This window comes from Streptomyces sp. NPDC025651 (assembly GCF_055558735.1).
In genome coordinates, this window is record NZ_JBVHLZ010000001.1 from 698,457 (window position 1) to 725,244 (window position 26,788).

The following is a 26,788-nucleotide window of genomic DNA, read 5'->3' on the forward strand; positions in this document are numbered from 1 at the left end:
AGTGAGTGAATGGAAGCTCTCCGTGTGCACCGGAACGGGCCGGTGCGCGAGGCGGTGCGCAAGCACCCTGTCCCAAGAAGGAGACGCCCCATGCGAGTTCGCCGAACCCTGCCGGCCCTCATCGGCGCCCTGGCACTCGGCCTAGGGATGTCGATGGCGTCCTCGGCCTCCGCCGAACCGGCGGCCGTCAAGGACCCCTGCGGATTCTTCGAGACCGCCAGCGACGCCTACTACAACCACTGCACGAGCGACGGCTCGCGCATCGTGATCGAGATCGACGACTGGGGCCCGAACTCCGAGCAGTGCGTGGGCCCCGGCGTGACCTGGATCGGCCCGGCCTCGGGTGTGGACGGCGCCTGGTACACGGGACGCCTCTGCTGATCCCCGGCGCCTGCGGGTGACGGCGGGCCCGGGGCAGGTCTCAGCCCTGGGCCCGCTCGAGGCGTACGGCGCACACCTTGAACTCCGGCATCCGCGACACGGGGTCGAGGGCGGGGTGGGTCAGGGAGTTGGCACGTCCCTCGCCCGGCCAGTGGAACGGCATGAACACGGTGTCCGAGCGGATCGCCGAGGTGACCCGCGCCGGAGCCACCGCCCGGCCGCGCCGCGAGACGACAAGGACCGCCTCGCCCTCGACGACCCCGAGCCGTGCCGCGAGCCGCGGATGCAGCTCCACGAACGGCCCCGGAGCGGCGGCGTTGAGCTCCTCCACCCGCCGCGTCTGGGCCCCCGACTGATACTGCGCGAGCACCCGCCCGGTGGTGAGCAGCACGGGATACTCGGCATCCGTCTCCTCGGCGGCGGCCCGATGGACGGCGGACACGAACCGGGCCCGCCCGTCCCCGGTGGCGAACCGGTCGAGAAACAGCCGCGGGGTCCCGGGGTGACGCACTTCCACGGCATCGCTGACAACTGCCCCGCTCCCGGCGGCCCCGGCGGCCCCCGCCGCCGCACCGCCTCCGATGGGCTCAGTCGCCGCGCCGCCCCCGGTGTCGGGGCACGGCCAGAACACTCCCTCCCCGTCCCGCTCCCTCAACCGTGCGTACGAGATGCCCGAGTAGTCCGCCGGTCCGCCCGCGCTCGCTCGGCGCAGTTCCTCGAAGACCTCCTCCGGGTCCGTGGGGAATCCCTTGCCGTGGCCCAGGCGGGACGCGAGGCCGTGCAGGACGTCCAGGTCGCTGCGGACGCCGGGGGGCGCGGACACCGCTCGGCGGCGCAGCAGTACGCGGCCCTCCAGGTTCGTCACCGTTCCCGTCTCCTCCGCCCACTGCGTCACCGGCAGGACCACGTCCGCCAGTTGGGCCGTCTCCGACAGGACCACGTCCGCCACCGCGAGGAAGTCGAGCGAGCGCAGCCGCTCCTCCACGTGCGCGGCCCGGGGCGCGGAGACGACGGGGTTGGAACCCATCAGGAGCAGTGCCTTGATGTCCCCGCCGAGCGCGTCGAGCAGTTCGTACGCCGACCTGCCGGGGCCCGGCAGCGAGTCGGGGTCCACGCCCCAGACCCCCGCCACGTGCGCCCGCGCCGCGGGGTCCGTCAGCTTGCGGTAGCCCGGCAACTGGTCGGCCTTCTGGCCGTGTTCGCGCCCGCCCTGCCCGTTGCCCTGCCCGGTGAGGCAGCCGTATCCGGACAGGGGCCGCCCGGCGTTCCCCGTGGCGAGGCACAGGTTGATCCACGCCCCGACGGTGTCCGTCCCCTTGGACTGCTGCTCGGGCCCCCGCGCGGTGAGCACCATCGCGGCCTCGGCGTCGCAGAACAGACGTACGGCATCGCGCAGTCGGGGCACCGGCACGCCGGTGATCCGCTCGACGTGCTCGGGCCAGTGCGCCATCGCCGCCGCCCGCGCCTGGTCCCAGCCGCTGGTCCGCTCCTCGATGAACGCCTCGTCCGTGCGCCCCTCCGCCACGACCAGGTGCAGCAGGCCGAGCGCCAGCGCGAGGTCCGTGCCGGGGCGCGGCGCCAGGTGGAGGTCGGCCTGCTCGGCGGTCCGTGTCCGCCGGGGGTCCACGACGATCAACGTCCCGCCGTTCTCCCGGAGTTCCGTGAGATACCGCAGCGCGGGCGGCATCGTCTCGGCGAGGTTCGACCCGACGAGGATCACGCAGCCGGTCCGCGGAACGTCCTCCAGCGGGAACGGCAGCCCCCGGTCCAGTCCGAACGCCCGCTGCCCGGCCGCCGCGGCCGACGACATGCAGAACCGTCCGTTGTAGTCGATCTGCGACGTGCCGAGCACCACGCGCGCGAACTTCCCCAGCGCGTACGCCTTCTCGTTGGTCAGACCGCCCCCGCCGAACACCCCGCACGCGTCCGCGCCCTGTTCCGTACGCGTGCGGGAAAGCCCGTCGGCGATCCGGTCGAGGGCCTCCTCCCAGGTGGCCGGCGTGAGCCTGCCCGTGGCGTGGGATCGGACGAATGGCTCCGTCAGACGCACCCGGGAGGAGAGCACGGCGGGCGCGGTGCGGCCCTTGCCGCACAGGGCCCCTTTGTTGACGGGGAACCCGGGGCGCTCCACGACCTCCACGGTGCCGCCCGGGCTTGCCGTCAGCCTCATTCCGCATTGCAGCGCGCAGTACGGGCAGTGGGTCTCAGTCGCCGTGGAGTGCATGTGGTTCAGGCTCCGCCGTGCGTGTTACATGCCCCTGCGCGATCGCGTTACGCGCGAGGTAAGCCGACCTCAGCGAGTCCCGGACCCCGCTGTGAGCCCCTTCAGGGGCGCGGGGAACTGCGCGAGGACGGACCAGGACCCGCAGTCGCGTCTGCCCAGCGACCCGGCAGACGCGACTGCGGCTTTTCGCGTGCTGAGCGCGCAGTTCCCCGCGCGCTAGCGGGGTGCCGACAGTGCCCGGTCCACGCCGGACTCCTTCGCCCCGAGGAAGTGCGGATCCGGTTGGAACACCGCGTCGATCGCCGCCTTGCCCGCGGCGAACACCTCCCGCGCGCCGCCGTAGTACCAGGTCGCGTCGTGCACGGCGTCCACCCCGACGCCGTACGACGAGACGCCCGCCGCGCCGCACAGCGCGACCGCCCTGCGTATGTGGAAGCCCTGGCTGATCAGGACCGCCCGGTCGACGCCGAAGATCTTCTTGGCGCGGACGCAGGAGTCCCAGGTGTCGAACCCGGCGTAATCACTCACGATCCGGCGCCCCGGCACGCCGTGCTTCTTCAGGTAGGCGCGCATGGCGTCCGGTTCGTCGTAGTCCTCGCGGCTGTTGTCGCCCGTGACCAGGACGACCTCTATCCGGCCCGTGCGGTACAACTCGGCCGCCGCGTCGAGGCGGTGGGCGAGGTACGGCGACGGCTCGCCCTTCCACAGCCCGGCCCCGAACACCATCGCGACCCGGGTGCGCGGCGCGTCGTCGACCGTCCCGACCCTGTCGTCCGTCGACACGAACAGCCAGGTCGCGGGCAGCAACGCGAGCACGCACAGCGCCATCACCGCCTGCACGGCACGGCGCCGCCCCTTCGCCGTCCGCGGCAGCCGGACCGACCACGGCAGCCGGACCGACCGCTCCCGCCGCAGCCACGGCGCCCGCGGCCTCAACCGCCTTGCCCACCCCGTGCGTTCCATGCCATCGCCCCCGTACCCCACCGGACCTCCCCCGGTCCGATCACTGCCACCACCGTAAGCGACCCCACTGACAACGCGCCGTGCCGAGCCGTGAGACCTGGGAAAACAGCCGTCACCGCCGCGCAACGCCCCCGCAACACGCCCCGGCCATCCTCGGTCCATGACGCCGTCGACCCCTCTTCACGACGAGTCCGGCAGCACTCACCTCGACAGTACGGCGCAACTCATGGACCGCATCACCAGCCAGCTCGGCACCCAGCTCAGCCTCGTGTCACCCAGCGGCAGACGCCGCCCCGGACCCCGCCCCGCCCCCCGCCCCACCCTCGTCCTGGTCGCCCACGGCAGCCGCGACCCGCGCGCCCTCGTCACCGTCACGGCCCTCGCCGAACGGATCCGCGCGCTGCGGCCCGGCCTCGCCGTCCGCCCGGGCCACATCGAGCTGAACGAACCGCTGCTCACCGACACCCTCGCCGCACACCCCGGCGGCCGCGCCGTCCTCGTGCCGCTGCTCTTCGGCCGCGGCCAGCACGTCAAGCGCGACCTACCCGGGGCCGCCGCGGGCGCGCCCCACGTCGACACCCGGGTCGCCGCCCCGCTCGGCCCCCACCCGCTGCTCGCCGAGGCACTGCACTCCCGGCTCGTCGAAGCGGGCTGGCCCGCGCGGACCCCGGGCCCGGCCGCCCGCCGCCGGCACGCGGTGGTCCTGGCCGCCGCGGGCTCCCGCGACCCGGAGTCCGCCGCCGACACCGAGGCCGCCGCGGAGCTGCTCGCCGCACGCCTGGGCGTCCCCGTCGTGCCCGCCTACGCGGCACCCACCGCGGCCTGCCCGCGCTCCGTGCCGGACGCCCTCGCCGCGCTGGCCGCACAGGGCCGCCACCGCGCCGCCGTCGCCGCGTACTTCACCGCGCAGGGCCGCTTCGCCACCCAGAGCGCCGAGGCCGCCCCGTGGATCGCGTCGGCCCCCCTCGGCGCCCACCCCACCCTCGCGCGCCTCGTCCTGCACCGCTACGACCAGGCGTGCGCCGCCCCGCCCCGCGCCGAACAGCGCCGCCTCACGGCGGTCTGACGCGGGGCCGGCTCCGGAAACGGGCCCGGACGGCCGGAACCGGGCGCTTACCGAGAGCGGCCGGAACCGAGGGCCCGAAGCCCCCTTTGTCACTCCTTGCGTCTACTGTCGGTGCATGGAAGGCACAGCACCGAACGCGCGATACGACGCCTATGGCGCCTATGACGAGGCGGCCGTCGAGCGATGGGCCGCCGAGCCCGACAAGAGGCCGGGGCGTACGGCGTTCCAGCGCGACCGCGCGCGCGTCCTGCACTCCGCGGCGCTGCGCCGCCTCGCGGGGAAGACCCAGGTCGTCACGCCCGGCACGCGAAGCCAGGCCTGGGACGCCAGCGCCCGCACCCGCCTGACGCACTCCCTGGAATGCGCCCAGGTCGGCCGCGAGCTGGGCGCGGCCCTCGGCTGCGACCCCGACCTGGTGGAGACGGCCTGCCTCTCCCACGACCTGGGCCACCCGCCCTTCGGGCACAACGGCGAACAGGCGCTGAACGAAGTGGCCCGCGACTGCGGCGGCTTCGAGGGCAACGCCCAGTCGCTCAGGCTCCTCACCCGCATCGAGCCCAAGCGCTTCGTCCGCTCCGAGTCCACCGACGAACTCGTCAGCGTCGGCCTCAACCTCACCCGCGCCGCCCTCGACGCCGCCACCAAGTACCCCTGGCCGCGCGGCGCCCACCCCACCGACCCCGATTCGCCCAAGTTCGGTGTCTACGAGGACGACCGGCCGGTGTTCGACTGGGTCCGCAAGGAGGCCCCGGGCCAGCGCACCTGCTTCGAGGCGCAGATCATGGACTGGTCGGACGACGTCGCGTACTCGGTCCACGACTTCGAGGACGGCCTGCACGCCGGGCACATCGACCCCAACGCCCTGCACGCGGAGCCCGAGCGCCGCGACATCTACGCGGTAGCCCTCGGACGCTACGTGCCCGAGGACACCGACCCCGAAGAGCTCGCCCAGGCCCTGGACCGCCTCCTGGACCAGGAGTGGTGGCCGCACGGGTACGACGGCTCGGCCGTCGCCCAGGCCCGGTTGAAGGACGCCACCAGCCAGCTCATCGGCCGCTTCTGCCTGGCCGCGGAGACCGCCACCCGCGCGCGGTACGGCAGGGGCCGCCTCACGCGGTACGCCGCCGAGCTCGTCGTCCCGCGCGAGGCGCGGCACGAGTGCGCGGTACTCAAGGCCGTCGCCGACCGCTATGTGATGCAGCGCCCCGCGCAGGAGCGGCTCCGCGCCGACCAGCGCATCGTCGTCGCCGAGCTCGCCGAGGCGCTCACCGCGCGCGCCCCCGACGGCCTCGACCCGCAGTTCCGCGCGCTGTACGACGCGGCGCCCGACGACCGCGCGGCCCAGCGCGTCGTGGTCGACCAGATCGCGTCCCTCACGGACGCCGCGGCCCGCGCCCTGCACACCCGGCTGACGGCGAGGCCCTAGTGAAACGACGGTAAGTGACCATGGAGTGACCACAGGGCGTGACGAGATGTGGCCAGTTGGGGCCACGCCCCCTTCCCCCATCACGCTCCGTGCGGGACGCTCCCTGTGGCGCAAGGCATGTGGCAACGCTGTGTTCTTCCGGGGTATGCCCCCGGTACCCCCTGGCAAGGAGGCATCAAGTGGTCGACGCGGATCAGACGTTCGTCATTGTCGGAGGAGGTCTGGCCGGCGCCAAGGCGGCCGAGACCCTCCGCTCCGAGGGCTTCACCGGCAGGGTGATCCTCATCGGTGACGAGCGGGACCACCCCTACGAGCGCCCGCCCCTGTCCAAGGGCTACCTCCTGGGCAAGGAGGACCGCGACAGCGTCTTCGTCCACGAACCGGGGTGGTACGCGCAGGCCGACGTCGAACTCCACCTCGGCCAGACCGTCGTCTCCATCGACCGCGCCGCCAAGGCCGTGCGCCTGGGCGAGGGCACCGTCATCCACTACGACAAGCTGCTGCTCGTCACCGGAGCCGAGCCCCGCCGCCTCGACGTCCCCGGCACCGGCCTCGCCGGCGTCCACCACCTGCGCCGCCTCGCGCACGCCGACCGCCTCCGCCACGTGCTCGCCGCCCTCGGCAGGGACAACGGCCACCTGGTGATCGCCGGCGCGGGCTGGATCGGCCTGGAGGTCGCCGCGGCCGCCAGGGAGTACGGCGCGGAGGTCACCGTCGTCGAACCCGAGGCCACCCCGCTGCACGCCGTCCTCGGCCCCGAGGTCGGCCAGATGTTCGCCGACCTGCACGCCGAGCGCGGCGTCCGCTTCCACTTCGGCGCGCGGCTCACCGAGATCGCGGGGCAGGACGGCATGGTCCTCGCCGTGCACACCGACGACGGCGAGGAGCACCCGGCGCACGACGTGCTCGCCGCGATCGGCGCGGCCCCGCGCACCGCCCTCGCCGAGTCCGCGGGCCTCGCCCTGGTCGACCGCGCGCACGGCGGCGGCATCGCCGTCGACGCCTCCCTGCGCACCTCGGACCCCGACATCTACGCGGCGGGCGACGTGGCCGCCGTCCACCACCCGCTCTTCGACAGCAGGCTGCGCGTGGAGCACTGGGCGAACGCCCTCAACGGCGGCCCCGCCGCCGCCCGCGCCATGCTCGGCCAGGACGTCCGTTACGACCGCGTCCCCTACTTCTTCTCCGACCAGTACGACGTGGGCCTGGAGTACTCGGGCTGGGCGCCCCCGGGGACGTACGACCAGGTGGTGGTCCGGGGCGACGCGGGCAAGCGGGAGTTCATCGCCTTCTGGCTGCGCGACGGGCAGGTCCTCGCGGGCATGAACGTGAATGTGTGGGACGTCACCGAGACCGTCCAGCAGCTGATCCGGCAGGGCGCGCGCCCCGACCCGGACGCCCTCGCGGACCCCTCGACCCCGCTGGCGTCGCTGCTGTCGTGACGGGCCGGGCGTGAGTGTCACAGGGGAGCCGTAGTATTCCTACGTGGCAGGCAGGATCAATGACGAAGACGTGAAGGCGGTTCGGGACGCGGTCCCGATCGACGCCGTGGTCTCCGACTACCTCCAGCTGCGCAACGCGGGGGGCGGAAACCTCAAGGGCCTGTGCCCCTTCCACGACGAGAAGTCCCCGTCCTTCCAGGTCAGCCCGAGCAAGGGTCTCTTCCACTGCTTCGGCTGCCAGGAAGGCGGCGACACGATCGCCTTCGTGATGAAGATCGACCACCTCACCTTCTCGGAGACGGTCGAGCGCCTCGCCGCCCAGGCGGGCATCACGTTGCGGTACGAGGAGGGCGGGTACAACCCCGCCCACCAGCGCGGTGAGCGCATCCGCCTGGTCGAGGCCCACAAGATCGCCGCGCAGTTCTACGTGGAGCAGCTGGAGAGCGCCGAGGCCGAGATCGGCCGCACGTTCCTCGCCGAGCGCGGCTTCGACCAGGCCGCCGCCGCGCACTTCGGCGTGGGCTACAGCCCGGCGGGCTGGGACCACCTCACCCGCTATCTGCGCGGCAAGGGCTTCACCGACAAGGAGCTGACCCTCTCCGGCCTCTCCCAGGAGGGCCGCCGCGGCCCCATCGACCGCTTCCGCGGCCGCCTGATGTGGCCCATCCGCGACATCGGCGGCGACGTGGTCGGCTTCGGCGCCCGCAAGCTCCGCGACGACGACAACGGCCCGAAGTACCTGAACACCCCCGAGACGGCGATCTACAAGAAGTCCCAGGTCCTGTACGGCATCGACCTGGCCAAGAAGGAGATCGCCAAGTCCAGCCGCGCCGTCGTCGTCGAGGGCTACACCGACGTGATGGCCTGCCACCTCGCGGGCATCACCACCGCCATCGCGACCTGTGGCACGGCCTTCGGCGGCGACCACATCAAGATCCTCCGCCGCCTGTTGATGGACAACGGCTCGGCCCGGGTGATCTTCACCTTCGACGGCGACGCGGCGGGCCAGAAGGCCGCCCTGCGCGCCTTCGAGGACGACCAGAAGTTCGCCGCCGAGACGTACATCGCCATCGCCCCCGACGGCATGGACCCCTGCGAACTGCGCCTCGCCAAGGGCGACGCGGCAGTCGCCGACCTGGTCGAACCCCGCACGCCGCTCTTCGAGTTCGCCCTGCGCCAGATCGTCGCCCGGTACGACCTGGAGACCCCCGCCGGCCGCGCCGCCGCCCTGGACGAGGCCGCGCCCGTCGTGGCCCGCATCAAGAACAGCGGCGCGCAGCACGAGGTCGCCGTCCAGCTCGCCGGCATGCTCGGCATCCTCGACACCCAGTTCGTGGTCAAGCGCGTCGCCCAGCTGGCCCGTTGGGCCCGCGACCGCGGCGGCAAGGGCCCCGCCCCGGCCCCCCAGCGCACCACACCCTCGTACGAGAGCGGGCCCCAGGGCTTCAGCGGCCCCGCCCTCACCCTGCGCAGCCCCGCCCACCGCACCGAGCGCGAGCTGCTCAAACTGGCCCTGCAGCGCCCCGAGCTGGTCTCCCCGGCCTTCGACGCGTACGGGGTGGACGAGTTCACCGCCCCGCCCTACGCCGCGGTGCGCCGCGCCGTCGAGGAGGCGGGCGGCGCCGAACTCGGCGCGCAGGACCCGCAGGAGTACCTGGTCCGCGTCCGGGACGCCGCGCCGGACGACGCGGTCCGCTCCATGGTCACCGAGCTCGCCGTCGAGGCGATCCTGCGCAAGACGGTCGACGAGGTGTACGCGGGCATCCAGCTCGTCCAGGTCCGCCTGCGCGCCGTGGACCGCCGCATCAGGGACGTCCAGGGCAGCCTCGCCCGGCTCGGCGCGGGCGGCGACCCCCAGCATCTGGCCGCCGTCCAGAACGAGTTGTGGATCCTCCAGCAGTACGGCCAGGCGCTGCGCGAGCGGGGCGCCGACGCCCTCTGAGGCACCCGGAGGCCCTTTCCGGGGTTCAGCCTGGGGCCAAGGGCTACCCGACGGGTAACCGGGCGGTCACGGACCGGACTCAAAAAGTCACCGCACGCCCCTCGTGGCGGCCGTGTGTCGTACCCCACACTGGGTTCCGGTGCCTGAGTCCTCGGAGCGCGGCCGACCCGCAGACAGCGGGTCCGACACCCCCGCGGTTCCACACATCGTGTTCGGGACGGACAGCGGCGAGGCCGCCGTCTCGCTCCCGTTGCCGCACGCCTCAGCAGCGATCACCCTGGAGGTCGCCCCCGTGCAGACCCAGACCCTCACCCAGACCGACACCACCGCGCACACGGATGCGGATACGGACGTCCTGGAGGCGGTCCCCCCGCAGAGCCGCGCCGCTCACCACCCGGAGGCGCAGGGCGCCCCGGAAGCACAGGCGGCGCAGGCCGCCCCGCCCTCGCAGGAGGCCCCCGAAGCCCCCGAGGCGCTCGAACCGGAGACCCTCGACCTGCCCGCCCCCCGCAGCCGCACCGAGACCGGCGGCCCCTCGTCCGACCTGTTCCGCCAGTACCTGCGCGAGATCGGCCGGATACCCCTGCTCACCGCGGCCGAGGAGGTGGAGCTCGCCCGCGCCGTCGAGGCCGGTCTCTTCGCCGAGGAGAAACTGGCGGGCACCCCCGACCTGGACAGCCAACTCGCCCTGGACCTGGACAAGTTGGTGGTCATGGGTCGCATGGCCAAGCGCCGCCTCATCGAGGCGAACCTCCGCCTGGTCGTCTCCGTCGCCAAGCGGTACGTGGGCCGCGGGCTCACCATGCTCGACCTGGTCCAGGAGGGCAACCTCGGCCTGATCAGGGCGGTCGAGAAGTTCGACTACGCCCGGGGCTACAAGTTCTCCACGTACGCGACCTGGTGGATCCGCCAGGCCATGTCCCGGGCCCTCGCCGACCAGGCCCGCACGATCCGCGTGCCCGTGCACGTCGTGGAGCTCATCAACCGCGTCGTACGCGTCCAGCGCCGCATGCTCCAGGAGCGGGGGTACGAACCCACGCCCGAGGAAGTGGCGGCCCACCTGGACCTGCCGCACGAGCGCGTCAGCGAGGTCCTGCGCCTGGCACAGGAACCGGTCTCGCTGCACGCGCCCGTCGGCGAGGAGGACGACGTCGCACTCGGCGACCTCATCGAGGACGGCGACGCGACAAGCCCCGTGGAGTCAGCGGCGTTCCTGCTGCTGCGCGAACACCTGGAGGCGGTCCTCTCCACCCTCGGCGAACGCGAACGCAAGGTCGTCCAGCTCCGCTACGGCCTCGCGGACGGCAGGCCCCGCACCCTGGAGGAGATCGGCCGCATCTTCGGCGTCACCCGCGAACGCATCCGCCAGATCGAGTCCAAGACCCTCAACAAACTCAGGGACCACGCGTTCGCGGACCAGTTGAGGGGCTACTTGGACTAGCCCCGTAAGGGGCGCGGGGAACTGCGCGACCAGCCACGGACAACCGGCACACGCAGACTCCCAACGCCCCAACGGCGCTAGTCGACTTCGGCCACGGCCTGAGCGAACTGAGCCGCGTACAACCGTGCGTAGGCACCGTCAGCCGCCAGCAGGGCATCATGCGTGCCCTGCTCGACAATCGCCCCGTTCTCCATGACCAGAATCGTGTCGGCGTCACGAATCGTGGACAGCCGGTGCGCGATGACGAACGACGTACGCCCGTGCGCAAGGCGCGCCATCGCCTTCTGGATGAGCACCTCCGTCCTCGTGTCGACCGAGCTCGTCGCCTCGTCGAGCACCAGGATCACCGGGTCGGACAGGAACGCCCGCGCGATGGTGATGAGCTGCTTCTCGCCCGCGCTGACCCCCGTGCCGTCGTCGTCGATCACGGTGTCGTACCCGTCGGGGAGCGTCCGCACGAAGCGGTCCGCGTGGGCGGCGCGCGCCGCCTCCTCGACCTCCTCGCGCGTGACGTCCTTCGCGGCGCCGTACGCGATGTTCTCCGCGATCGTGCCGCCGAACAGCCAGGTGTCCTGGAGCACCATGCCGATCCCGGACCGCAGTTCGTCCCGCGACATCGTCGCGACGTCGACCCCGTCCAGGGTGATGCGCCCGCCCGTCACCTCGTAGAACCGCATGAGCAGATTGACGAGCGTCGTCTTGCCCGCGCCCGTCGGCCCGACGATCGCGACTGTGTGCCCGGGCTCCACCACCAGCGACAGGTCCTCGATGAGCGGCTTGTCCTTGTCGTAGCGGAAGGAGACGTGCTCCATCTCGACCCGCCCGCGCAGCCGGTCCGGACGCTCGCCCGGCACCGGGTCCGCCTCCTGCTCCTCGGCGTCGAGGATCTCGAAGATCCGCTCGGCGGAGGCGACACCGGACTGCACGAGGTTCGCCATCGACGCGACCTGCGTGAGCGGCATCGAGAACTGCCGCGAGTACTGGATGAAGGCCTGCACGTCACCGATGGACAGCGCCCCCGAGGCCACCCGCAGGCCGCCGACCACGGCGACGAGCACGTAGTTCAGGTTCGAGATGAAGAACATCAGCGGCTGCATGACACCGCTGTTGAACTGGGCCTTGAACCCGGCCTCGTACAGCTGCTCGTTCTGCTCGGCGAAGGCCTTCGCCGACTCCTCCTGCCGGCCGAACACCTTCACCAGGGTGTGCCCGGTGTACATCTCCTCGACGTGGGCGTTGAGCGCGCCGGTCGTCCGCCACTGCTGCACGAACTGCGGCTGCGACCGCTTGCCGACCTTCGTCGCGACGAGGAACGACAGCGGCACGGTGACCAGCGCCACCAGGGCGAGCAGCGGCGACACCCAGAACATCATCACCAGGACGCCGACGATCGTCAGCAGCGAGTTGATGAGCTGGCCCATCGTCTGCTGCAGCGTCTGGTTGATGTTGTCGATGTCGTTCGTGGCGCGGCTCAGGACCTCGCCGCGCTGCCGCTTGTCGAAGTACGACAGCGGAAGCCGCGACAGCTTCGCCTGCACGTCGCCGCGCATCCGGAAGACGGTCGCGTTGATGGCACGGTTCGAGAGCCGGGTGGCCACGGCCATCAGCAGGCCCGCGGCCAGGAACGTGCCGAGCGCGAGCAGCAGGACCTCGCCCACCGCGCCGAAGTCGATGCCCCGGCCCGGCGTGAAGTCGACGCCGGAGAGCATGTCGGCCATGCCGCCGTCGCCCTTGGCGCGCAGGCCCTCGATGGCCTGCTCCTTCGTCACGCCGTCGGGCATGTCACGGCCGACGATGCCCGCGAAGAGCAGATCGGTCGCGCGCCCGAGGATCTTCGGGCCGACCACGGTGAGCGCGACGCTCACCACCACGGTCGCGAGCATCCCGTACAGCGTGGTGCGCTCCGGCTTGAACTGCGCGAGCAGTCGCTTGCCGGAGCCCTTGAAGTTCATCGACCGGGAGTCGGGGCCCATCATCGGTCCGCCCGGACCAGCCATTACGCGGCCTCCGCTTCCGTCAGCTGGGAGAGCACGATCTCCCGGTAGGTCTCATTGCTCTCCATCAGCTCGTGATGGCGGCCCGTGCCCACCACCCGGCCCTCGTCGAGGACGACGATGCGGTCCGCGTCGCGGATGGTGGAGACGCGCTGGGCGACGATGACGACGGTCGCCTCGGCGGTCTCGCGGGACAGGGCGCCGCGCAGCGCCGCGTCCGTCGCGTAGTCGAGCGCGGAGAACGAGTCGTCGAAGAGGTAGATCTCCGGACGCTGCACCAGCGTGCGCGCGATGGACAGGCGCTGGCGCTGACCGCCGGAGACGTTCGTGCCGCCCTGCGAGATCGGCGCGTTCAGCCCCTCTTCCAGGCCCTCCACGAACTCCTTGGCCTGCGCGACCTCGAGGGCGTGCCACAGCTCCTCGTCGGTGGCCTGCGGATTGCCGTACCGCAGGTTGGTCGCCACGGTCCCCGCGAACAGATACGGCTTCTGCGGTACGAGGCTCACGGTGCGGGCGAGCAGTGCGGGGTCGACGGTGCCCACGTCCACGCCACCGACGAGGACCTGCCCCTCGGTCGCGTCGATCAGCCGCGGCACGAGGTTCAGGAGCGTCGACTTGCCGCTGCCGGTCGAGCCGATGACGGCGGTCGTCTCGCCGGGCCGCGCGACCAGGTCGACGGCCCTGAGCACGGGCTCCTCGGCGCCGGGGTAGCGGAAGCCCGCGTCCCGGATCTCCAGGTGGCCGTGGCTGCGCAGTTCGCGCACCGGAGCGGTCGGGGGCACCACGCTGGATTCGGTGTCCAGGACCTCCTCGATGCGCTCGGCACAGACCTCCGCGCGCGGCACCATCATGAACATGAAGGTGGCCATCATCACGGACATCACGATCTGCATGAGGTAGGCGAGGAACGCGGTGAGCGCGCCGATCTGCATGCCGCCGCTGTCGATGCGGTGCGCGCCGAACCAGACCACCGCGATCGAGGAGATGTTCACGACGGTCATCACGATCGGGAACATCAGCGCGAGCAGCTTGCCGGTGCCGAGCGAGACCTCGGTCAGGTCGGCGTTGGCCTTGCGGAAGCGTTCCTTCTCGTACGTGTCACGGACGAAGGCGCGGATGACGCGGTTGCCGGTGATCTGCTCGCGCAGCACGCGGTTCACGGTGTCGAGCCGCTCCTGCATGCTGCGGAACAGCGGCCGCAGCCGCCGCACGATCAGGCTCACGCTGATGCCGAGCACGGGCACGACGGCGACCAGGACACCGGAGAGCGGCACGTCCTGGCCGAGCGCCATCACGATGCCGCCGACGCACATGATGGGCGCGGACACCATCAGCGTGAACGTCATCAGGACCAGCATCTGGACCTGCTGGACGTCGTTGGTGGTCCGGGTGATCAGCGAGGGGGCGCCGAACTGGCCCACCTCGCGCGCGGAGAAGGACTGCACGCGGTCGAAGACGGCGGCCCGCACGTCGCGCCCGAGCGCGGACGAGGTCCGCGCGCCGTAGAAGACGGCGCCGATGTTGCAGACCATCTGCACGATCGTGACGGCGATCATGATGCCGCCGAAGGTGAGGATGTAGCCCGTGTCGCCCTGGACGACACCGTTGTCAATGATGTCGGCGTTCAGGGTGGGCAGATAGAGCGAGGCGCACGTCTGCAGGAACTGCAGGAGCACCAGCAAGGCGATGGGTTTCTTGTACGGACGCAGGTACGTCCGCAGGAGTCGTATGAGCACGCTCGGTCTCTCGAGGAGTCGGGTGTCGGCAGGTTCTGGGCGAGGTCGCCCCCAATCCTGCGACACCCGCCCCGTGCGCGTGCAAGTGATTAACCCATGACCGGGTCAAGTTTCAGCCCGGGTAAAGAAGTGGAGTCACTCAAGGATCTTGCCGGTTCATGATCGGCCCCGGATCCCCGCCGGTCAGGAGGCGAAGGCTCCGGGATGTGCCTGCTCCCGCACCGTCGCGTACTGCTGACGCACCGCCTGCCCCACCGCGAGCTCCTCACCCGGCTCGAAGACCTGCGCCGCGGCCCCCTGCCAGAGCGGCAGCTGCCCGGTCAGCGCCCACGCGGCCTGCCGCGCGGCACCGATCGCGGCGTAGTCCGCGGGCTGCGGCACCACGACCTGCGTACCGAACAGCATCGGCGCAGCGGCCTGCACGGCCGGCAGCTCGGCTGCGGCACCGAGCAGGAACACCCGCCGCACCTCCACGCCCCGCCCGCGGAGCACGTCCAGCGCGTCCCCGAGCCCGCACAGCATGCCCTCGAAGGCGGCCCGCGCCAGGTGCTCGGGCTTCATCGACTCGCGCCGCAGTCCGGTCAACGTCCCCGCGGCGTGCGGCAGGTTGGGTGTCTTCTCGCCCTCCAGATAGGGCAGCAGCACCAGGCCGTGCGCGCCCGGCGTCGACTTCGTGGCGAGCGCGGACAGCTCCTCCAGGTCGGCGACCCCGAGCATCTCCGCGGTGCCGCGCAGCACCCGCATGGCGTTCATCGTGTGGACCACCGGCAGATGCATCCCGGTGGCGTCCGCGAGCGAGGTGATCATCCCGCCGGCGTCGGCGAGCGCCTCGTGGTGCACGGCCATCACCGACCCCGAGGCCCCGAGCGAGACCACGGCGTCGCCCCGCTGCACCCCGAGCCCGAAGGCCGCGGCCATCGTCTCGCCGGTGCCCGCGGATATCAGCAGCCCCTCGGGCGTCGTCCCCGCGGCATCGGCGGGCCCGATCACCTCGGGCAGCATCGCCTGGTGCCCCAGGGCGAGTTCGACGAGATCCGGGCGGTACGTGCCCGTCGCCGCCGACCAGTAGCCGGTGCCGGAGGCGCCGCCGCGGTCGGTCGTGCGCCGGGCGGGCCGGCCGAGGAGCTGCCACACCAGCCAGTCGGGCGCCTGCATGAGGGCGGCCACGCGCCGGGCGGCCTCCGGCTCCGTCTTCGCCAGCCAGCGCAGCTTCGTCACCGGGTGCGCGGACTGCGGCACGCACCCCACGGCCTGCGCCCAGGCCGCGCGGCTGCCGAGACCGTCGACCAGGTCGACGGCGGCGACCTGCGCCCGTCGGTCGTTGCCGACGAGCGCGGGCCGCACGGTGTTGCCGTGCTGGTCGAGCGGTACGAGCGCGTTCTGCTGGGCGGAGACGCCGATGGCCTGCACGCCCTCCAGGAGCCCGCCGCCCGCGGCCTCACCGAGGGAGAGCAGCCACGCCTGCGGATCGACGTCGGAGGGCCTGCCCCCTTCGGGGCTCTCCAGTGGATGCGGGGCATAGCCCTGCTTGAGTACGGCGCCGGTGTCCGTGTCACAGACCACAATGCGCGTGAAATCGGGCGAACTGTCCAACCCTGCGACTATCCCCATGCCAGGAATTCTGCCGCACCGCGGGACGTGTCCCGTACCCGTGTTCCCCGCCCGTGCCCGGCGCCCGCCGGACACCCCGGTCACCTAGGTGTTGCTCGTGCCCCAGTCGTCCTCGGCGCCGCCCTGACCCCGCTCGCGCAGGGACCGCACCCGGTCGGCCACCGAGTCGGGCATCTTGTCGCCGACCTTCTCGGAGACCGAGTGGAAGGCCTTGCCCGCCGCCTCGCGCCCCTGCTGTGTCGCGGACTCCACGGTGTTGCGCACGGCGGGGTTCTGCGCGATCTCGCGGGCGGACTTCTTCAGCTGTTCGTAGCGCTCGCGCCCGGCCCGGGTTCCGAGCACGTACCCAAGAGCCAGTCCCGCCACGAATGTGAGCCGGTACCGCATGGCTGCCACCCTTCCCTTGCGTCGGCTTCGCCTGTCTGTCGCACGTCTGCCACTCGCCTGCTGATCGGCCGAGGGGATACCGATTGGCGGAGCACCCCCCTGCTTGCGCTAATGTATGTGTCGCAGCGAGCGCCCGCCGCCCGGAGAGTTCCCAGCTAGGTGCGTTCGATGCAACGAGACGATCCCCTGTAGCTCAATTGGCAGAGCAGCCGGCTGTTAACCGGCAGGTTACTGGTTCGAGTCCAGTCGGGGGAGCTCGATCTCCTGTAGCTCAATTGGCAGAGCAGCCGGCTGTTAACCGGCAGGTTACTGGTTCGAGTCCAGTCGGGAGAGCTGTGACGAAGGACCCCCGAGATGCCTCTCGGGGGTCCTTTTTCGTGTCCGGTGGAACCAAGCGGGCAGCGCTGCGGTCCTCATGGTCATGCGATGCCGACCATCCGAAGCAGGAGATCGTATGAGCGGCTATGCTGCGGCAGACGGCGCGCACAAATGTGCGCGACGCGCCGTTAGGGGCGGTAGCTCAGCCGGTTAGAGCAGCGGACTCATAATCCGTCGGCCGTGGGTTCGAGTCCCACCCGCCCCACCTCAGCGGGTCCGTGCAGAATCGTTCTGACCTGCGCGAACGTATCCGGGAGGGCCGCCACGTAAACCGTGGCGGCCCTTTTTTCACTCTTCGCGGGGCCACGTGCGGGTGTCGCGCGGCTCGACGTACGGCTCCTCCTTCTCCGGCATGCCCCCGCTGATCGCGCGCTGCCGGGCGAGCTCCGCGTCGAACTCAAGGCCGAGCAGGATCGCCAGGTTCGAGAGCCACAGCCAGATCAGGAAGACGATGACGCCGGCCAGGGTCCCGTACGTCTTGTTGTACGAGGCGAAGCCCGCGACGTACAGCGCGAAGCCGCCGGAGGCGATCAGCCACAGCAGGACCGCGAGCGCGCTGCCCGGGCTCAGCCAGCGGAAGCCGGGGCCGCGGACGTTGGGCGCACGCCAGAAGAGCAGGGCGATCATCAGGATCACGAGGACCAGCAGGACGGGCCACTTGGCGATGGACCAGACCGCGACCGCCGCGTCACCGACGCCGATCGCGTCGCCCGCGCGTTCGGCGAGCGGCCCGGTGAAGACCACGATCAGCGCGTTGACCGCGAGCAGGACCATCAGGACCACGGTGAGGGCGATCCGCAGCGGCGTGAGCTTCCACACGGGGCGTCCCTCGGGCAGGTCGTAGACGGCGTTCGACGCGCGGATGAACGCGCCCACGTACCCCGAGGCCGACCAGACCGCGAGCACCAGGCCCACGATCGCCATCACGCCGCTGGTGCCGCCGCTGTCCCGCAGCTGCCGCACCGCGTCGCCGAGCAGGTCGCGCACCGGCCCCGGCGCCAGCTTCTGGAGGTCGTCCAGGACCGCACGGGTCGCCGACTCCCCGATCACGCCCAGGAGCGAGACCAGGACCAGCAGTGCGGGGAAGAGCGAGAGGACGCCGTAGTACGTCAGGGCGGCGGCCCGGTCCGGCAGGTCGTCGTCCATGAACTCCTTGCCGGTGCGCCGCAGGACCGACCACCAGTCGCGGGCGGGCAGCTCGGTCGGTTCGTCGGGAGCGGCGCGCTCCACCTCAGGGGACGGCCCCGTGCCGATGGCGAGTTCGTCTTCGTCCTTCTCCTTGCCCTTGCCCTTGCCCTCGTCCGTGTCCGCGTTCTTGTGCCTGCCGAAGAGTGCCATGCGAAGACGAGTCGACCGGTTCGGGCGGCGTATGCGCGGTGCGGCCCCGCCGGGTGCGCGGCCGTTTCGTTGTACGTGGCCTTTGGGCCATCGTGCCCGGTGGCCCCGGCGGGCGGGGCCTTCCACGGTGTTCCGGCCCGGCGGGCGGGTACCCGGCGGCGCAATCGGGGGAGTCACGGACAAGCCCGGAGGAGGAGCCATGACGCAGAGCGGCGGACCCGACCGCTCCGCCCGTGACAGGGGGCAGGAGGTCGCAGGCACCGCACGGGAGAAGGGCCAGGAAGTCGTAGGCGCCGCACGCGAGGGCGCCGGTGAAGTGATCCAGGAGGCCACCGCCCGGAGCAGGGACCTGTACGAGCAGGTGAAGGAGCGGGCCACGGGCGAGGCCGAGGGCCAGGTGCAGCGGCTCGCGACGCACATCCGCTATCTGGCGGAGGACCTGCGGCACATGAGCGAGGGCGCCAAGCCCGACTCGCCCGCCGCGTCGATGGTGCACGAGGTGGCGGACCGCGGCCACCGGCTGGCCGACCGGCTCGACCGGCAGGGCCCCGGTGAACTGCTCGACGAGGTCAGGGACTTCGCGCGCCGCAGGCCGGGGCTCTTCCTCTCGGGCGCGGTGCTCGCGGGTATCGCCGCAGCCCGCCTGGGCCGGGGCGTCGGCGGCGCGGGATCGCGCGGTGAGGACGCGGGCTCGCGCAGTGCGGGCGCGGTGGAGAGCCACGAGCCGCCGCCTCTCCCGCCCGCCGAGCCCGTGTACGAGCCGGAGACCGCGCTGCCCCCGGTCAGGCAGGCACCGCCGGCGCCGGGCGCGTTCCCTGCCCCGGACCCGCCGCCGGCGCCCGGCGTCGCGCCGCAGACGAGGCCGGGGACGCAGCCGCCGCCCGCGCCGGGGCAGGGGTGGCAGCCGTGAGCGCACCGCACGTCGAACGCCGGACGGAGCACGCGCAGCCCGCCGCCGTGCACACGCGTGACGACGCCTCGGTCGGCCAGCTGATCGGTGACCTCACCGGTGATCTCGCGCGGCTCTTCCGCGACGAGGTGGAGCTGGCCAAGGCCGAACTCAAGGAGGAGGCGACGAAGGCCGGCAAGGCGGCCGGGCTGTACGGAGGAGCCGGGTACGCCGGTGGCCTCGCGGTGCTGCTCGCCAGCCTCGCGGCGGTCTTCGGGCTCAGGCACGTCATGGACATCGCCTGGGCCGCGCTGGTCGTGACGGCGGTGTGGGCCGTGATCGGCGCGGTCCTCCACAGCGCGGGACGCAAACGGATGCGGACCGTGCAGCCCAAGCCCGAGAGGGCGGTCGACTCACTGAAGAAGGACGCGAAATGGGCCCGACACCCGACCAGTTGAGGCAGGACGCCGACACCACCCGCGCCCACCTGGCGCACACGGCGGACCGGCTGGCGGAGAAGGTGAGCCCCCAGCGGGTGGCCCGCCGCCGGACCAGGGCCGCCCGACAGCGGCTCGGCAACGCCAGGGACCGGGTCATGGGCGTGCGCGGCACCACCGCACAGGCCGGTCACCAGGCCATGCGGCTGCCCGAACAGGTGGGGCAGCAGATGAAGGAGACCCCCGAGGCCATCCGGTCGCAGACCCAGGGCACCCCGCTCGCCGCCGGGCTCGTCGCCTTCGGCGCCGGGATGCTCATCGGTGGCCTGTTCCCCGCGAGCGAGGCGGAGGAACGGGCCGGGCAGCGGATCCGGGAGCGCTCCGACGAACTGGCGGGGCCGGTGAAGGAGACGGTGCGCGAGGCCGCGGAGGGCGTCAGGGAAGAGATGCGCGAGCCGGTCAAGGAGGCGGCGGAGTCGGTGAAGGCCACGGCTCGGGACGCCGCAGGCTCCACCAAGGAGGAGGCCCGCCGGGCCGGCGGCGAAGGCGTCGGCCAGATCAAGGGGCGGCCCGGCGACGCGTAGGGGCCGCGCAGCCGGCATGACGCAGGGGGAGACTGCGTCGTGCCGGCTCGTTCGCGGTGCGCGGGGAGGGCGCCCGCGGACCGTGGAGCCGACCGCGGTGTGCGGCGGTGGCCGGTGATTCCCGGGGCCCTGGCCCCGGGAATCGGCTGTTCGGCGCGGACCGGTCCCGCGGCTCGCCCCGTGGCGGCGCGCCGCGACCGGTCGGGTCCGTGTCCTGGAGGTTCCTCCAGAGTGCACGGCGGAGAAGCGCATCTGCCATGGATGTCCGCCTCAAATTTTACAAATGCGAGGCGATCACGCATATCTTGTCGCACATGCAGTCCTACACAATTGGGCAGGCCGCGCGTCTGCTCGGCGTCAGCCCCGACACCGCCCGCCGCTGGGCGGACGCGGGACGGGTCGCCACGCACCGCGACGAGGGCGGGCGGCGGCTCATCGACGGCCGGGACCTGGCCGCCTTCTCCGTCGAGATCGCGCAGCACGGCGGCACCGGCGACGAGGACGTCTCCTACACCTCCGCGCGCAACGCCTTTCCCGGCATCGTCACCGCCGTGAAGCTCGGCGACGTCGCCGCCCAGGTGGAGATCCAGGCGGGCCCGCACCGCCTCGTCTCGCTGCTGACCAGGGAGGCGGTGGAGGAACTCGGCCTGGAGGTCGGGATGCAGGCCACCGCCCGTGTGAAGTCCACGAGCGTGCACATCGACCGCGCCTGAGCGCCGCGTCACCGTCCCTGCCGCTCTCCGCCTCGCGTCGTCCGCCTTTCGCCAGGAGCCCCGCCCCATGTCCCACAAGTTCCCCGCCCGCACCGCCCGCCGCACCGCCGCCGCGGCCGTGACCGCCGCGCTGCTCGTCCCGCTCGCCGCCTGCGGCAGCGACGACGACAACGACAGCAAGAAGGACGGCGGCGCCGAGAACGCGAACCTCACCGTCCTCGCCGCCTCCTCCCTCACCGACGTCTTCGCCACCGCCGAGAAGGCGTACGAGAAGGACCACCCGGGCACGAAGCTCACGATCTCCCCGGCCGGATCGCAGGAGCTCGCCGCGCAGGTCAGGCAGGGCTCGCCCGCCGACGTCCTCGTCACCGCCGACACCAAGACCATGGACGGGCTCAAGGGGGAGACCGGCACCCCCACCGTCATCGCCGAGAACCGGCTCGTGATCGCCACCCGCGAGGGCAACCCCGACAAGATCAAGGGGCTCAAGGACCTCGCGGACAGCAAGCTGAAGGTCGTCCTCGCCGACGACACCGTGCCGGTCGGCCGCTACAGCAAGCAGGTCCTCGACAAGCAGGACGTCACGGTGAAGCCCGTCTCCAAGGAGGCGAACGTCCGCTCCGTGCTCAGCAAGGTCGAACTCGGCGAGGCCGACGCGGGCATCGTCTACAAGACGGACGCCGCCACCGCGCCCGACAAGGTCGACGCCGTCGAGATCCCCGACGCGCAGAACGCCGTCGCCTCCTACCCGGCCGCCACCCTCAAGGGCTCCGAGAACGCCGAGGCCGCGGCCGCGTTCGTGAAGTGGCTCAGCACCCCCGAGGCACAGAAGATCCTGCGGGACGCGGGCTTCCAGAAGCCGTAACCGGGCCACCTGACTTCCGGGCGCCCGACGCCTCCCCGCGCAGGGCGCCCGGTCGTACGCGTCACCACCACCGATCCCGGGACCACCGATGAGCCGCCTCCGCACCCGCACCTCCGGCCGCACCCGCACGCCCGTCACCCTCGCGCTGCCCGCCCTGCTCGCCGTCGCGTTCCTGCTGATGCCGCTCATCGGCATCCTCGCCAGGACCGAGTGGGGCGACCTCGGGACCCATCTGACCCAGCCCGGCGTCACCCAGGCGCTCAAGCTCTCGCTGCTCGTCTCCTTCTGGGCGCTCGGGCTCTCCCTGCTGCTCGGAGTGCCGCTGGCCTGGCTGCTCGCGCGGGTGGAGTTCCCCGGCAAGGCGTTCGTACGTTCTCTCGTGCTGCTGCCGATGGTCCTTCCGCCGACCGTCGGCGGCGTCGCGCTGCTGCTCGGGTTCGGGCGGCGCGGCCTGCTCGGGCCCTGGCTGGAGGACACCTTCGGGGTCGTGCTGCCCTTCCACACCTCCGGCGCGGTGATCGCCGCGACGTTCGTGGCCATGCCGTTCCTCGTGATCAGCCTGGAGGGCGCGCTGGGCGGGCTGCGGCCCGGCTTCGAGGAGACGGCGGCCTCCCTCGGGGCCTCTCCGGTACGGGTGTTCCTCACCGTCACGCTGCCGATGGTCGCCCCCGGCCTCGCCGCGGGGGCCGCGCTGACCTGGGCGCGGGCGCTCGGCGAGTTCGGTGCCACGATCACCTTCGCGGGCAACCTGCCCGGCACCACACAGACCCTGCCGCTCCAGGTGTATCTGCTGCTCCAGGACTCACCCGAGGCCGCGACCTCCCTGTCGCTGCTCCTGCTCGCCATCGCGATGGCGGTCCTGATCGCGCTGCGGGGACGGTGGACGGCGGGCGCCTCGGGACGGGTGCGGACCGCCGGGCCCGCCGCCGCGGACGACGACGCGGCACTCGCCGAGCCGCCCCACCGGGCCGTGGAGGCCGGGCAGCCGACGGAGAAGTGGGCGCTGAGCGCCACCGTCACCGGCTCCAACGAACTGACGCTCGACGCCGAGCCCGGCACCACCATCGCCGTCGTCGGGCCCAACGGCGCGGGCAAGACGACCCTGCTGCGCGCCCTGCTCGGCCTCACCCCACGCGCGCGTGCGCAGCTGCGGCTCGGCGACCGCGACGTCACCGCGCTGCCGCCGCACCGGCGCGGGGTCGCCTGGGTGCCCCAGGAAGGCGCGCTCTTCCCGCACTTGACCGCGCTCGGCAACACGGCCTACGGGCTGTCCGCGCAGGGCGTCCGGCGCGCCGATGCCCGCACGGAGGCACAGGCGTGGCTCGACCGGCTCGGCGTCGGGCACCTCGCGCACCGCAGGCCCGCACAGCTGTCCGGCGGGCAGGCCCAGCGGGTCGCCCTGGCCAGGGCGTTGGCGGGCAGGCCCCGGCTGCTGCTCCTGGACGAACCGCTCGCCGCCCTCGACCAGACCACCCGCGCCCACGTCCGGCACACCCTGCGCCGCCACCTCGACGGCTTCGGCGGCGTCTGCCTCATCGTCACGCACGACCCCGTCGAGGCCGTCTCACTGGCCGACCGGGTCCTCGTACTCGACGAAGGGCGTACGTTGCAGGACGCGCCGCCCGCCGAGGTCGCCAGGCACCCGCGCTCGCCCTGGGTGGCCCGCATGCTCGGCCGCAACGCCTGGCCCGGCACGGCCGACGCCGACGGCGGCATCGAACTCGCGGGGGAGGGGCGGCTCGTCGTCGCTGACCCGCTCGGCGCGGGGACGCGGGCACTCGCCGTCATCGCGCCGGAGGCCGTCTCCGTGCACCGCGAGAAGCCGGAGGGCAGCCCGCGCAACGTATGGCCGGGCACGGTACGGGAGATCACCTCCGCCGGGAGCCGGCTGCGGGTCCTGATCACCTCGGACGCGGCGCCGGACCTGGTCGCGGAGATCACCCCGCAGGCGGCGCTCGAACTGGGGCTCGCGGACGGGGTCGAGGTGTGGACGAGCGTGAAGGCGACGGAGGTGGCGGTGGTGGAGGTTTGAGGGGGGGAGGGGGGCTGAAGGCGGGGCGGTGAGGGGGAGCTTTGGCAGGGGAGATCTGGGAGGGGAGCTCTGGGAGGGGAGCTCTGACAGGGGGAGCTCTGAGGAGTGGTCCTCGGATGACCGCTTCTCAGACAACCAGTTCTCAGACAGCTGCTCCTCGGGCGACCGCTCCTCGGATGACCGCTCTTCAGACAACTGCTTCTCAGACAACTGCTCCTCAGACGACCACTCGTCAGACGACCACCCCTCAGAGCAGCGCCTGCCACGTCCTCAAAGCGGCGCCTGCCACGTCACCGTCGTGCCCGCCTCCACACCATCCGTGACCCCGTCGTCGTACACCGTCAGACGCACGCCCTCCCGGCCGTCCGGCAGCGTCGCCCTGGCGTCGATCGTCACGTCGACGCGGGTGACGGACGTGCGGCGTGAGGTGGTGGCCAGGGCGCGGCGCAGGGCGGTCAGGAGGTGGCCCGCCGCCGGGTCCGTGACGCGGGCGTCGACGGGGCCCGTGAAGTGCACCGACGGCTGGATCCCGAGGACCGCGGAGGCGCCGGCCGTCTCGCGCAGGACCTTGCCGCGGAAGGTGGCGGGGGCGTCGGCGGGCGGCTGCTGGAGCGCGAAGATGGCCGTGCGGACCTCCTGGATGGTGGACTCCAGCTCGTCGACGGCGTGGTCGAGGGTGGACTCCACCTTGGCCGACTGTGCCCTGCGGCGGGTCGACTCCAGCATCATGCCGGTGGCGAAGAGCCGCTGGACCACGAGGTCGTGCAGGTCGCGGGCGATGCGGTCGCGGTCCTCGAAGACGGCGAGGCGCTGCCTGCTCTGCTGGGCGTCGGCGAGGACGAGCGCGAGGGCGGCCTGCGAGGCGAACTGCGTGGCGAGCAGGCGTTCGGCCGCGGTGTAGGCGGGTGCACCGCGCCTGCGGGGCAGGGCGAGTGTGCCGATGAGCCGGCCGCCGGCCTGCAGCGGCAGCATCATGCTGGGGCCGAAGCGGGCGCGTACGTGCGTCGTCATCCGGGGGTCGGTCGCCGAGTCCTCGATGAACACCGGTTCGCCGCCGAGGAGTTGGGTCAGCACTGCGCTGCCGGGTTCGATGGTGGTGCCGATGAGGTCGTTGTGGCCGGAGCGGAGGTCCGGGGCGGCGGGGCGCCTTCCGGTGGGCGGGGTGGCGGGGGCCGCCGAGGGGGCGCCGCCCGCCGAGGTGCCCCAGCCGTGCGGCGCGCCGTCCGTGGCGGCGGCGACGATGCTCATGCCGCCCGCCTCCGTGGGCTGCAGGATCACGCCCGCCGCCGCGCCCGCGAGGATCCTCGCCCGGTCCGCGACGGTCATCAGCGCGTCGGCCGCCTCCTCGCCGGTGAGCAGCGCCGTGGTGACCGCCGCCGCGCCCTCGATCCAGCGCTCCCGCTGCCGGGCCGCCTCGAACAGGCGGGCGTTGCCGATCGCGATGCCCGCCTGGCTCGCCAGGACCCGGAGCAACTGCCGGTCGTCGTCGGAGAAGGAGCCCTCCGCCTTCTCGGCGAGCAGCAGGTCGCCGAACGCCTCGTCGTGCACGCGGATCGGTACGACGAGGACGTCGTCGTCCCCCTCGGCGTACGCGGGCCTCTCGGCGTACGCGGGCGGCGCACCGTCGGACGGGTGCTCCGGGCCGCCCGCCACGAACAGCTCGGCCGGGCCCTCGTGCCCCGGGGCGTGGGCGGTGAGCGTGCCGTACCCCGCCCCGGTGAGACGGGCCGCACTGTCCACGATGTGCTGGAGCGTGGCCCGGAGTTCGAGGTCGGTGCCGACGCTCAGGACCGCTTCGAGCAGGGGCATCGAGGGCAGCGGTGCGTCCGCTCCTGCGGGCATTCTGTGACGTACTCCGTGTCGGGGGCGGCGGGCTCAGCCGGCCAGCGGGTCCAGGACCAGCGGCTGGATCTTGCCCTCAAGCATCGCACCGAGTCCGAGCACAGCGCACACATCAGGCCGTTCCGCGATATGTACGGGCATTCCCGTCGCGTCCCGCAGCATCTGGTCGAGGCCGGGCAGGAGCGCGCTGCCGCCGACCATCATGATTCCGCGGTCCGCGAGGTCGGCCACCAGATCCGGCGGGCAGTCCCGCAGCACCTTGCCGATGCCGTCGAGCACGGCGGTGAGCGGGGTGTGGATCGCGTCGCGGACGGCGGCGGTGTCGACCTGGACGGAGCGGGCCAGGCCCGTCGCCACGTCCCTGCCGTGGATCTCCGTCGACTCCGGGCCGTGCGGGGTGAGGCCGTTGCCGCTCAGGGCGAGCTGCAGGGGGCGTACGGACTGCGAGGGAAGCATCAACTCGTGCTGGTGGCGCAGGTGCTGGACGATCGCGTGGTCGATGGCCTCGCCGCCCACGGGGATGCGCTCGGCGGTCACGATCGAGCCGAGGGACAACACCGCGACCTGGGTCGTCGCCGCGCCGCAGACCAGGATCATCGTCGCCTCGGGGCGCTCCACGGGCAGTCCGCAGCCGACCGCCGCCGCGATGAGGGTGTCCACCAGCTCCACGCGGCGGGCCCCGAGCCCGACCATCGTCTCGACGGCGGCGCGCTGGGCCAGCGGGTCCGCGTCGTGCGGGGTGCACGCGGCGGCGCGCAGGCGCGGCTTGCGGCGCAGGGTGCGGCGGAGCTTCTCGCCGAGCAGGTGACGGAGCATCCGCTGGGCCATCTCGATGTCGACGACGGTGCCGCCGGAGACGGGCCGGACGACCCTGATGTAGCCGGGCGTGCGTCCCGTCATCTGCTCGGCGAACTGGCCGACCGCGATGAGCGCGCCCGTCCGCGTGTTCACCGCGGCGGCGCTCGGCTCGTCGACGACGAGGCCGGCGCCCTTCACGAACACGCGCGTGCGCGCGGCTCCCAGGTCGACGGCGATATGGCAGCGGCGCAACTGCTCCAGACTGACGGTCATGGCAGATCCTCCCGAGAGCGCAGACC

Annotated in this window: 21 protein-coding genes and 3 tRNA genes; 15 read left to right on the plus strand and 9 right to left on the minus strand. The window is 72.5% G+C overall.

Annotated elements, in window-relative coordinates; translation table 11 throughout:
• The first annotated feature begins 90 nt into the window (after positions 1-90).
• Positions 91-381, plus strand: a complete 291-nt coding sequence (locus tag ACZ4D5_RS03025) for a DUF6355 family natural product biosynthesis protein (RefSeq protein WP_467770552.1) — start codon at positions 91-93, stop codon at positions 379-381.
• 40 nt (positions 382-421) lie between these two features.
• Here the strand turns inward: ACZ4D5_RS03025 and ACZ4D5_RS03030 are convergent, their stop codons facing one another.
• Both ACZ4D5_RS03030 and ACZ4D5_RS03035 read right to left on the minus strand, forming a co-directional pair.
• Positions 422-2,605, minus strand: a complete 2,184-nt coding sequence (locus ACZ4D5_RS03030; protein ID WP_467770553.1) for a molybdopterin oxidoreductase family protein — start codon at positions 2,603-2,605, stop codon at positions 422-424.
• A 216-nt stretch (positions 2,606-2,821) separates the two neighbouring features.
• Positions 2,822-3,568, minus strand: a complete 747-nt coding sequence (locus ACZ4D5_RS03035) for a SanA/YdcF family protein (protein WP_467770554.1) — start codon at positions 3,566-3,568, stop codon at positions 2,822-2,824.
• A gap of 160 nt (positions 3,569-3,728) precedes the next feature.
• On the opposite strand from ACZ4D5_RS03035, the gene ACZ4D5_RS03040 reads away from it, so the two are divergent.
• The 5 genes from ACZ4D5_RS03040 (at position 3,729) to ACZ4D5_RS03060 (ending at position 10,885) form a co-directional block, all read left to right on the plus strand.
• Positions 3,729-4,634 (plus strand): sirohydrochlorin chelatase, encoded by a 906-nt coding sequence (locus tag ACZ4D5_RS03040; protein WP_467770555.1) that lies wholly within the window; start codon positions 3,729-3,731, stop codon positions 4,632-4,634.
• A 115-nt stretch (positions 4,635-4,749) separates the two neighbouring features.
• On the plus strand, positions 4,750-6,060 hold the full coding sequence (locus ACZ4D5_RS03045) for a deoxyguanosinetriphosphate triphosphohydrolase (RefSeq protein WP_467770556.1): 1,311 nt from the start codon (positions 4,750-4,752) through the stop codon (positions 6,058-6,060).
• Between the two features lie 179 nt (positions 6,061-6,239).
• On the plus strand, positions 6,240-7,502 hold the full coding sequence (locus ACZ4D5_RS03050; protein WP_467770557.1) for an NAD(P)/FAD-dependent oxidoreductase: 1,263 nt from the start codon (positions 6,240-6,242) through the stop codon (positions 7,500-7,502).
• Between the two features lie 43 nt (positions 7,503-7,545).
• A complete protein-coding gene (gene dnaG / locus ACZ4D5_RS03055; protein ID WP_467770558.1) occupies positions 7,546-9,444 on the plus strand; it encodes a DNA primase in 1,899 nt (632 codons plus the stop codon).
• Between the two features lie 139 nt (positions 9,445-9,583).
• The gene (locus ACZ4D5_RS03060) at positions 9,584-10,885 is read left to right on the plus strand and encodes an RNA polymerase sigma factor (protein WP_467770559.1); all 1,302 of its coding nucleotides are present in this window, start codon (positions 9,584-9,586) and stop codon (positions 10,883-10,885) included.
• Positions 10,886-10,962: 77 nt separating this feature from the next.
• Here ACZ4D5_RS03060 and ACZ4D5_RS03065 read toward each other — a convergent pair whose 3' ends face one another.
• From ACZ4D5_RS03065 to ACZ4D5_RS03080, 4 genes are all read right to left on the minus strand, one after another.
• On the minus strand, positions 10,963-12,882 hold the full coding sequence (locus tag ACZ4D5_RS03065) for an ABC transporter ATP-binding protein (RefSeq protein ID WP_467770560.1): 1,920 nt from the start codon (positions 12,880-12,882) through the stop codon (positions 10,963-10,965).
• Positions 12,882-14,615, minus strand: coding sequence for an ABC transporter ATP-binding protein (locus ACZ4D5_RS03070; protein ID WP_467770561.1), 1,734 nt, complete (start codon positions 14,613-14,615; stop codon positions 12,882-12,884). The genes ACZ4D5_RS03065 and ACZ4D5_RS03070 overlap by 1 nt, the downstream gene beginning before the upstream one ends.
• 183 nt (positions 14,616-14,798) lie before the next feature.
• A complete protein-coding gene (locus ACZ4D5_RS03075) occupies positions 14,799-16,226 on the minus strand; it encodes a xylulokinase (protein ID WP_467770562.1) in 1,428 nt (475 codons plus the stop codon).
• Between the two features lie 84 nt (positions 16,227-16,310).
• Positions 16,311-16,622 carry a YtxH domain-containing protein gene (locus tag ACZ4D5_RS03080; RefSeq protein ID WP_467770563.1) on the minus strand — a complete coding sequence of 104 codons (312 nt, stop codon included), beginning with the start codon at positions 16,620-16,622 and terminating at the stop codon, positions 16,311-16,313.
• A 173-nt stretch (positions 16,623-16,795) separates the two neighbouring features.
• Here ACZ4D5_RS03080 and ACZ4D5_RS03085 point away from each other — a divergent pair.
• The 3 genes from ACZ4D5_RS03085 (at position 16,796) to ACZ4D5_RS03095 (ending at position 17,196) form a co-directional block, all read left to right on the plus strand.
• A tRNA-Asn gene (locus ACZ4D5_RS03085) sits at positions 16,796-16,868 on the plus strand.
• 5 nt (positions 16,869-16,873) lie between these two features.
• Positions 16,874-16,946, plus strand: a tRNA-Asn gene (locus tag ACZ4D5_RS03090).
• 176 nt (positions 16,947-17,122) lie between these two features.
• Positions 17,123-17,196 (plus strand) — tRNA-Ile (locus ACZ4D5_RS03095).
• Positions 17,197-17,279: 83 nt separating this feature from the next.
• On the opposite strand, the gene ACZ4D5_RS03100 is transcribed toward ACZ4D5_RS03095, so the two are convergent.
• A complete protein-coding gene (locus ACZ4D5_RS03100; protein ID WP_467770564.1) occupies positions 17,280-18,329 on the minus strand; it encodes a YihY/virulence factor BrkB family protein in 1,050 nt (349 codons plus the stop codon).
• Positions 18,330-18,528: 199 nt separating this feature from the next.
• Between ACZ4D5_RS03100 and ACZ4D5_RS03105 the strand changes: the two genes are divergently transcribed.
• The 6 genes from ACZ4D5_RS03105 to ACZ4D5_RS03130 all read left to right on the plus strand — a co-directional run bounded on the left by ACZ4D5_RS03105 (position 18,529) and on the right by ACZ4D5_RS03130 (position 23,849).
• A complete protein-coding gene (locus ACZ4D5_RS03105; protein WP_467770565.1) occupies positions 18,529-19,239 on the plus strand; it encodes a hypothetical protein in 711 nt (236 codons plus the stop codon).
• Positions 19,236-19,676, plus strand: a complete 441-nt coding sequence (locus ACZ4D5_RS03110; RefSeq protein WP_467770566.1) for a phage holin family protein — start codon at positions 19,236-19,238, stop codon at positions 19,674-19,676. The genes ACZ4D5_RS03105 and ACZ4D5_RS03110 overlap by 4 nt, the downstream gene beginning before the upstream one ends.
• Positions 19,652-20,239, plus strand: coding sequence for a DUF3618 domain-containing protein (locus tag ACZ4D5_RS03115; RefSeq protein WP_467770567.1), 588 nt, complete (start codon positions 19,652-19,654; stop codon positions 20,237-20,239). Before ACZ4D5_RS03110 ends, ACZ4D5_RS03115 begins: the two co-directional genes overlap by 25 nt.
• Before the next feature lie 314 nt (positions 20,240-20,553).
• Entirely contained in the window at positions 20,554-20,952 is a 399-nt protein-coding gene (locus ACZ4D5_RS03120) for a TOBE domain-containing protein (protein WP_467770568.1), read from the plus strand.
• Between the two features lie 67 nt (positions 20,953-21,019).
• Positions 21,020-21,817, plus strand: a complete 798-nt coding sequence (modA, locus tag ACZ4D5_RS03125) for a molybdate ABC transporter substrate-binding protein (protein WP_467770569.1) — start codon at positions 21,020-21,022, stop codon at positions 21,815-21,817.
• Between the two features lie 88 nt (positions 21,818-21,905).
• Positions 21,906-23,849, plus strand: a complete 1,944-nt coding sequence (locus tag ACZ4D5_RS03130; RefSeq protein ID WP_467770570.1) for an ABC transporter permease — start codon at positions 21,906-21,908, stop codon at positions 23,847-23,849.
• A gap of 270 nt (positions 23,850-24,119) precedes the next feature.
• Here ACZ4D5_RS03130 and ACZ4D5_RS03135 read toward each other — a convergent pair whose 3' ends face one another.
• Together ACZ4D5_RS03135 and mreB are read right to left on the minus strand one after the other, a co-directional pair.
• Complete coding sequence (locus ACZ4D5_RS03135; protein WP_467770571.1) at positions 24,120-25,691, minus strand: GAF domain-containing sensor histidine kinase; 1,572 nt, start codon at positions 25,689-25,691, stop codon at positions 24,120-24,122.
• Between the two features lie 33 nt (positions 25,692-25,724).
• Complete coding sequence (mreB, locus tag ACZ4D5_RS03140) at positions 25,725-26,762, minus strand: rod shape-determining protein MreB (protein ID WP_467770572.1); 1,038 nt, start codon at positions 26,760-26,762, stop codon at positions 25,725-25,727.
• Positions 26,763-26,788: the final 26 nt, after the last annotated feature.

Coding starts and splice junctions, on each gene's coding strand:
- ACZ4D5_RS03135 (WP_467770571.1), bottom strand. CDS start 25,691: ATGCCCGCAGGAGCGGACGCACCGCTGCCCTCGATGCCCCTGCTCGAA.
- ACZ4D5_RS03120 (WP_467770568.1), top strand. CDS start 20,554: ATGCAGTCCTACACAATTGGGCAGGCCGCGCGTCTGCTCGGCGTCAGC.
- ACZ4D5_RS03040 (WP_467770555.1), top strand. CDS start 3,729: ATGACGCCGTCGACCCCTCTTCACGACGAGTCCGGCAGCACTCACCTC.
- ACZ4D5_RS03130 (WP_467770570.1), top strand. CDS start 21,906: ATGAGCCGCCTCCGCACCCGCACCTCCGGCCGCACCCGCACGCCCGTC.
- ACZ4D5_RS03100 (WP_467770564.1), bottom strand. CDS start 18,329: ATGGCACTCTTCGGCAGGCACAAGAACGCGGACACGGACGAGGGCAAG.
- mreB (WP_467770572.1), bottom strand. CDS start 26,762: ATGACCGTCAGTCTGGAGCAGTTGCGCCGCTGCCATATCGCCGTCGAC.
- ACZ4D5_RS03115 (WP_467770567.1), top strand. CDS start 19,652: ATGGGCCCGACACCCGACCAGTTGAGGCAGGACGCCGACACCACCCGC.
- ACZ4D5_RS03030 (WP_467770553.1), bottom strand. CDS start 2,605: ATGCACTCCACGGCGACTGAGACCCACTGCCCGTACTGCGCGCTGCAA.
- modA (WP_467770569.1), top strand. CDS start 21,020: ATGTCCCACAAGTTCCCCGCCCGCACCGCCCGCCGCACCGCCGCCGCG.
- ACZ4D5_RS03025 (WP_467770552.1), top strand. CDS start 91: ATGCGAGTTCGCCGAACCCTGCCGGCCCTCATCGGCGCCCTGGCACTC.
- ACZ4D5_RS03075 (WP_467770562.1), bottom strand. CDS start 16,226: ATGGGGATAGTCGCAGGGTTGGACAGTTCGCCCGATTTCACGCGCATT.
- ACZ4D5_RS03105 (WP_467770565.1), top strand. CDS start 18,529: ATGACGCAGAGCGGCGGACCCGACCGCTCCGCCCGTGACAGGGGGCAG.
- ACZ4D5_RS03065 (WP_467770560.1), bottom strand. CDS start 12,882: ATGGCTGGTCCGGGCGGACCGATGATGGGCCCCGACTCCCGGTCGATG.
- ACZ4D5_RS03045 (WP_467770556.1), top strand. CDS start 4,750: ATGGAAGGCACAGCACCGAACGCGCGATACGACGCCTATGGCGCCTAT.
- ACZ4D5_RS03035 (WP_467770554.1), bottom strand. CDS start 3,568: ATGGAACGCACGGGGTGGGCAAGGCGGTTGAGGCCGCGGGCGCCGTGG.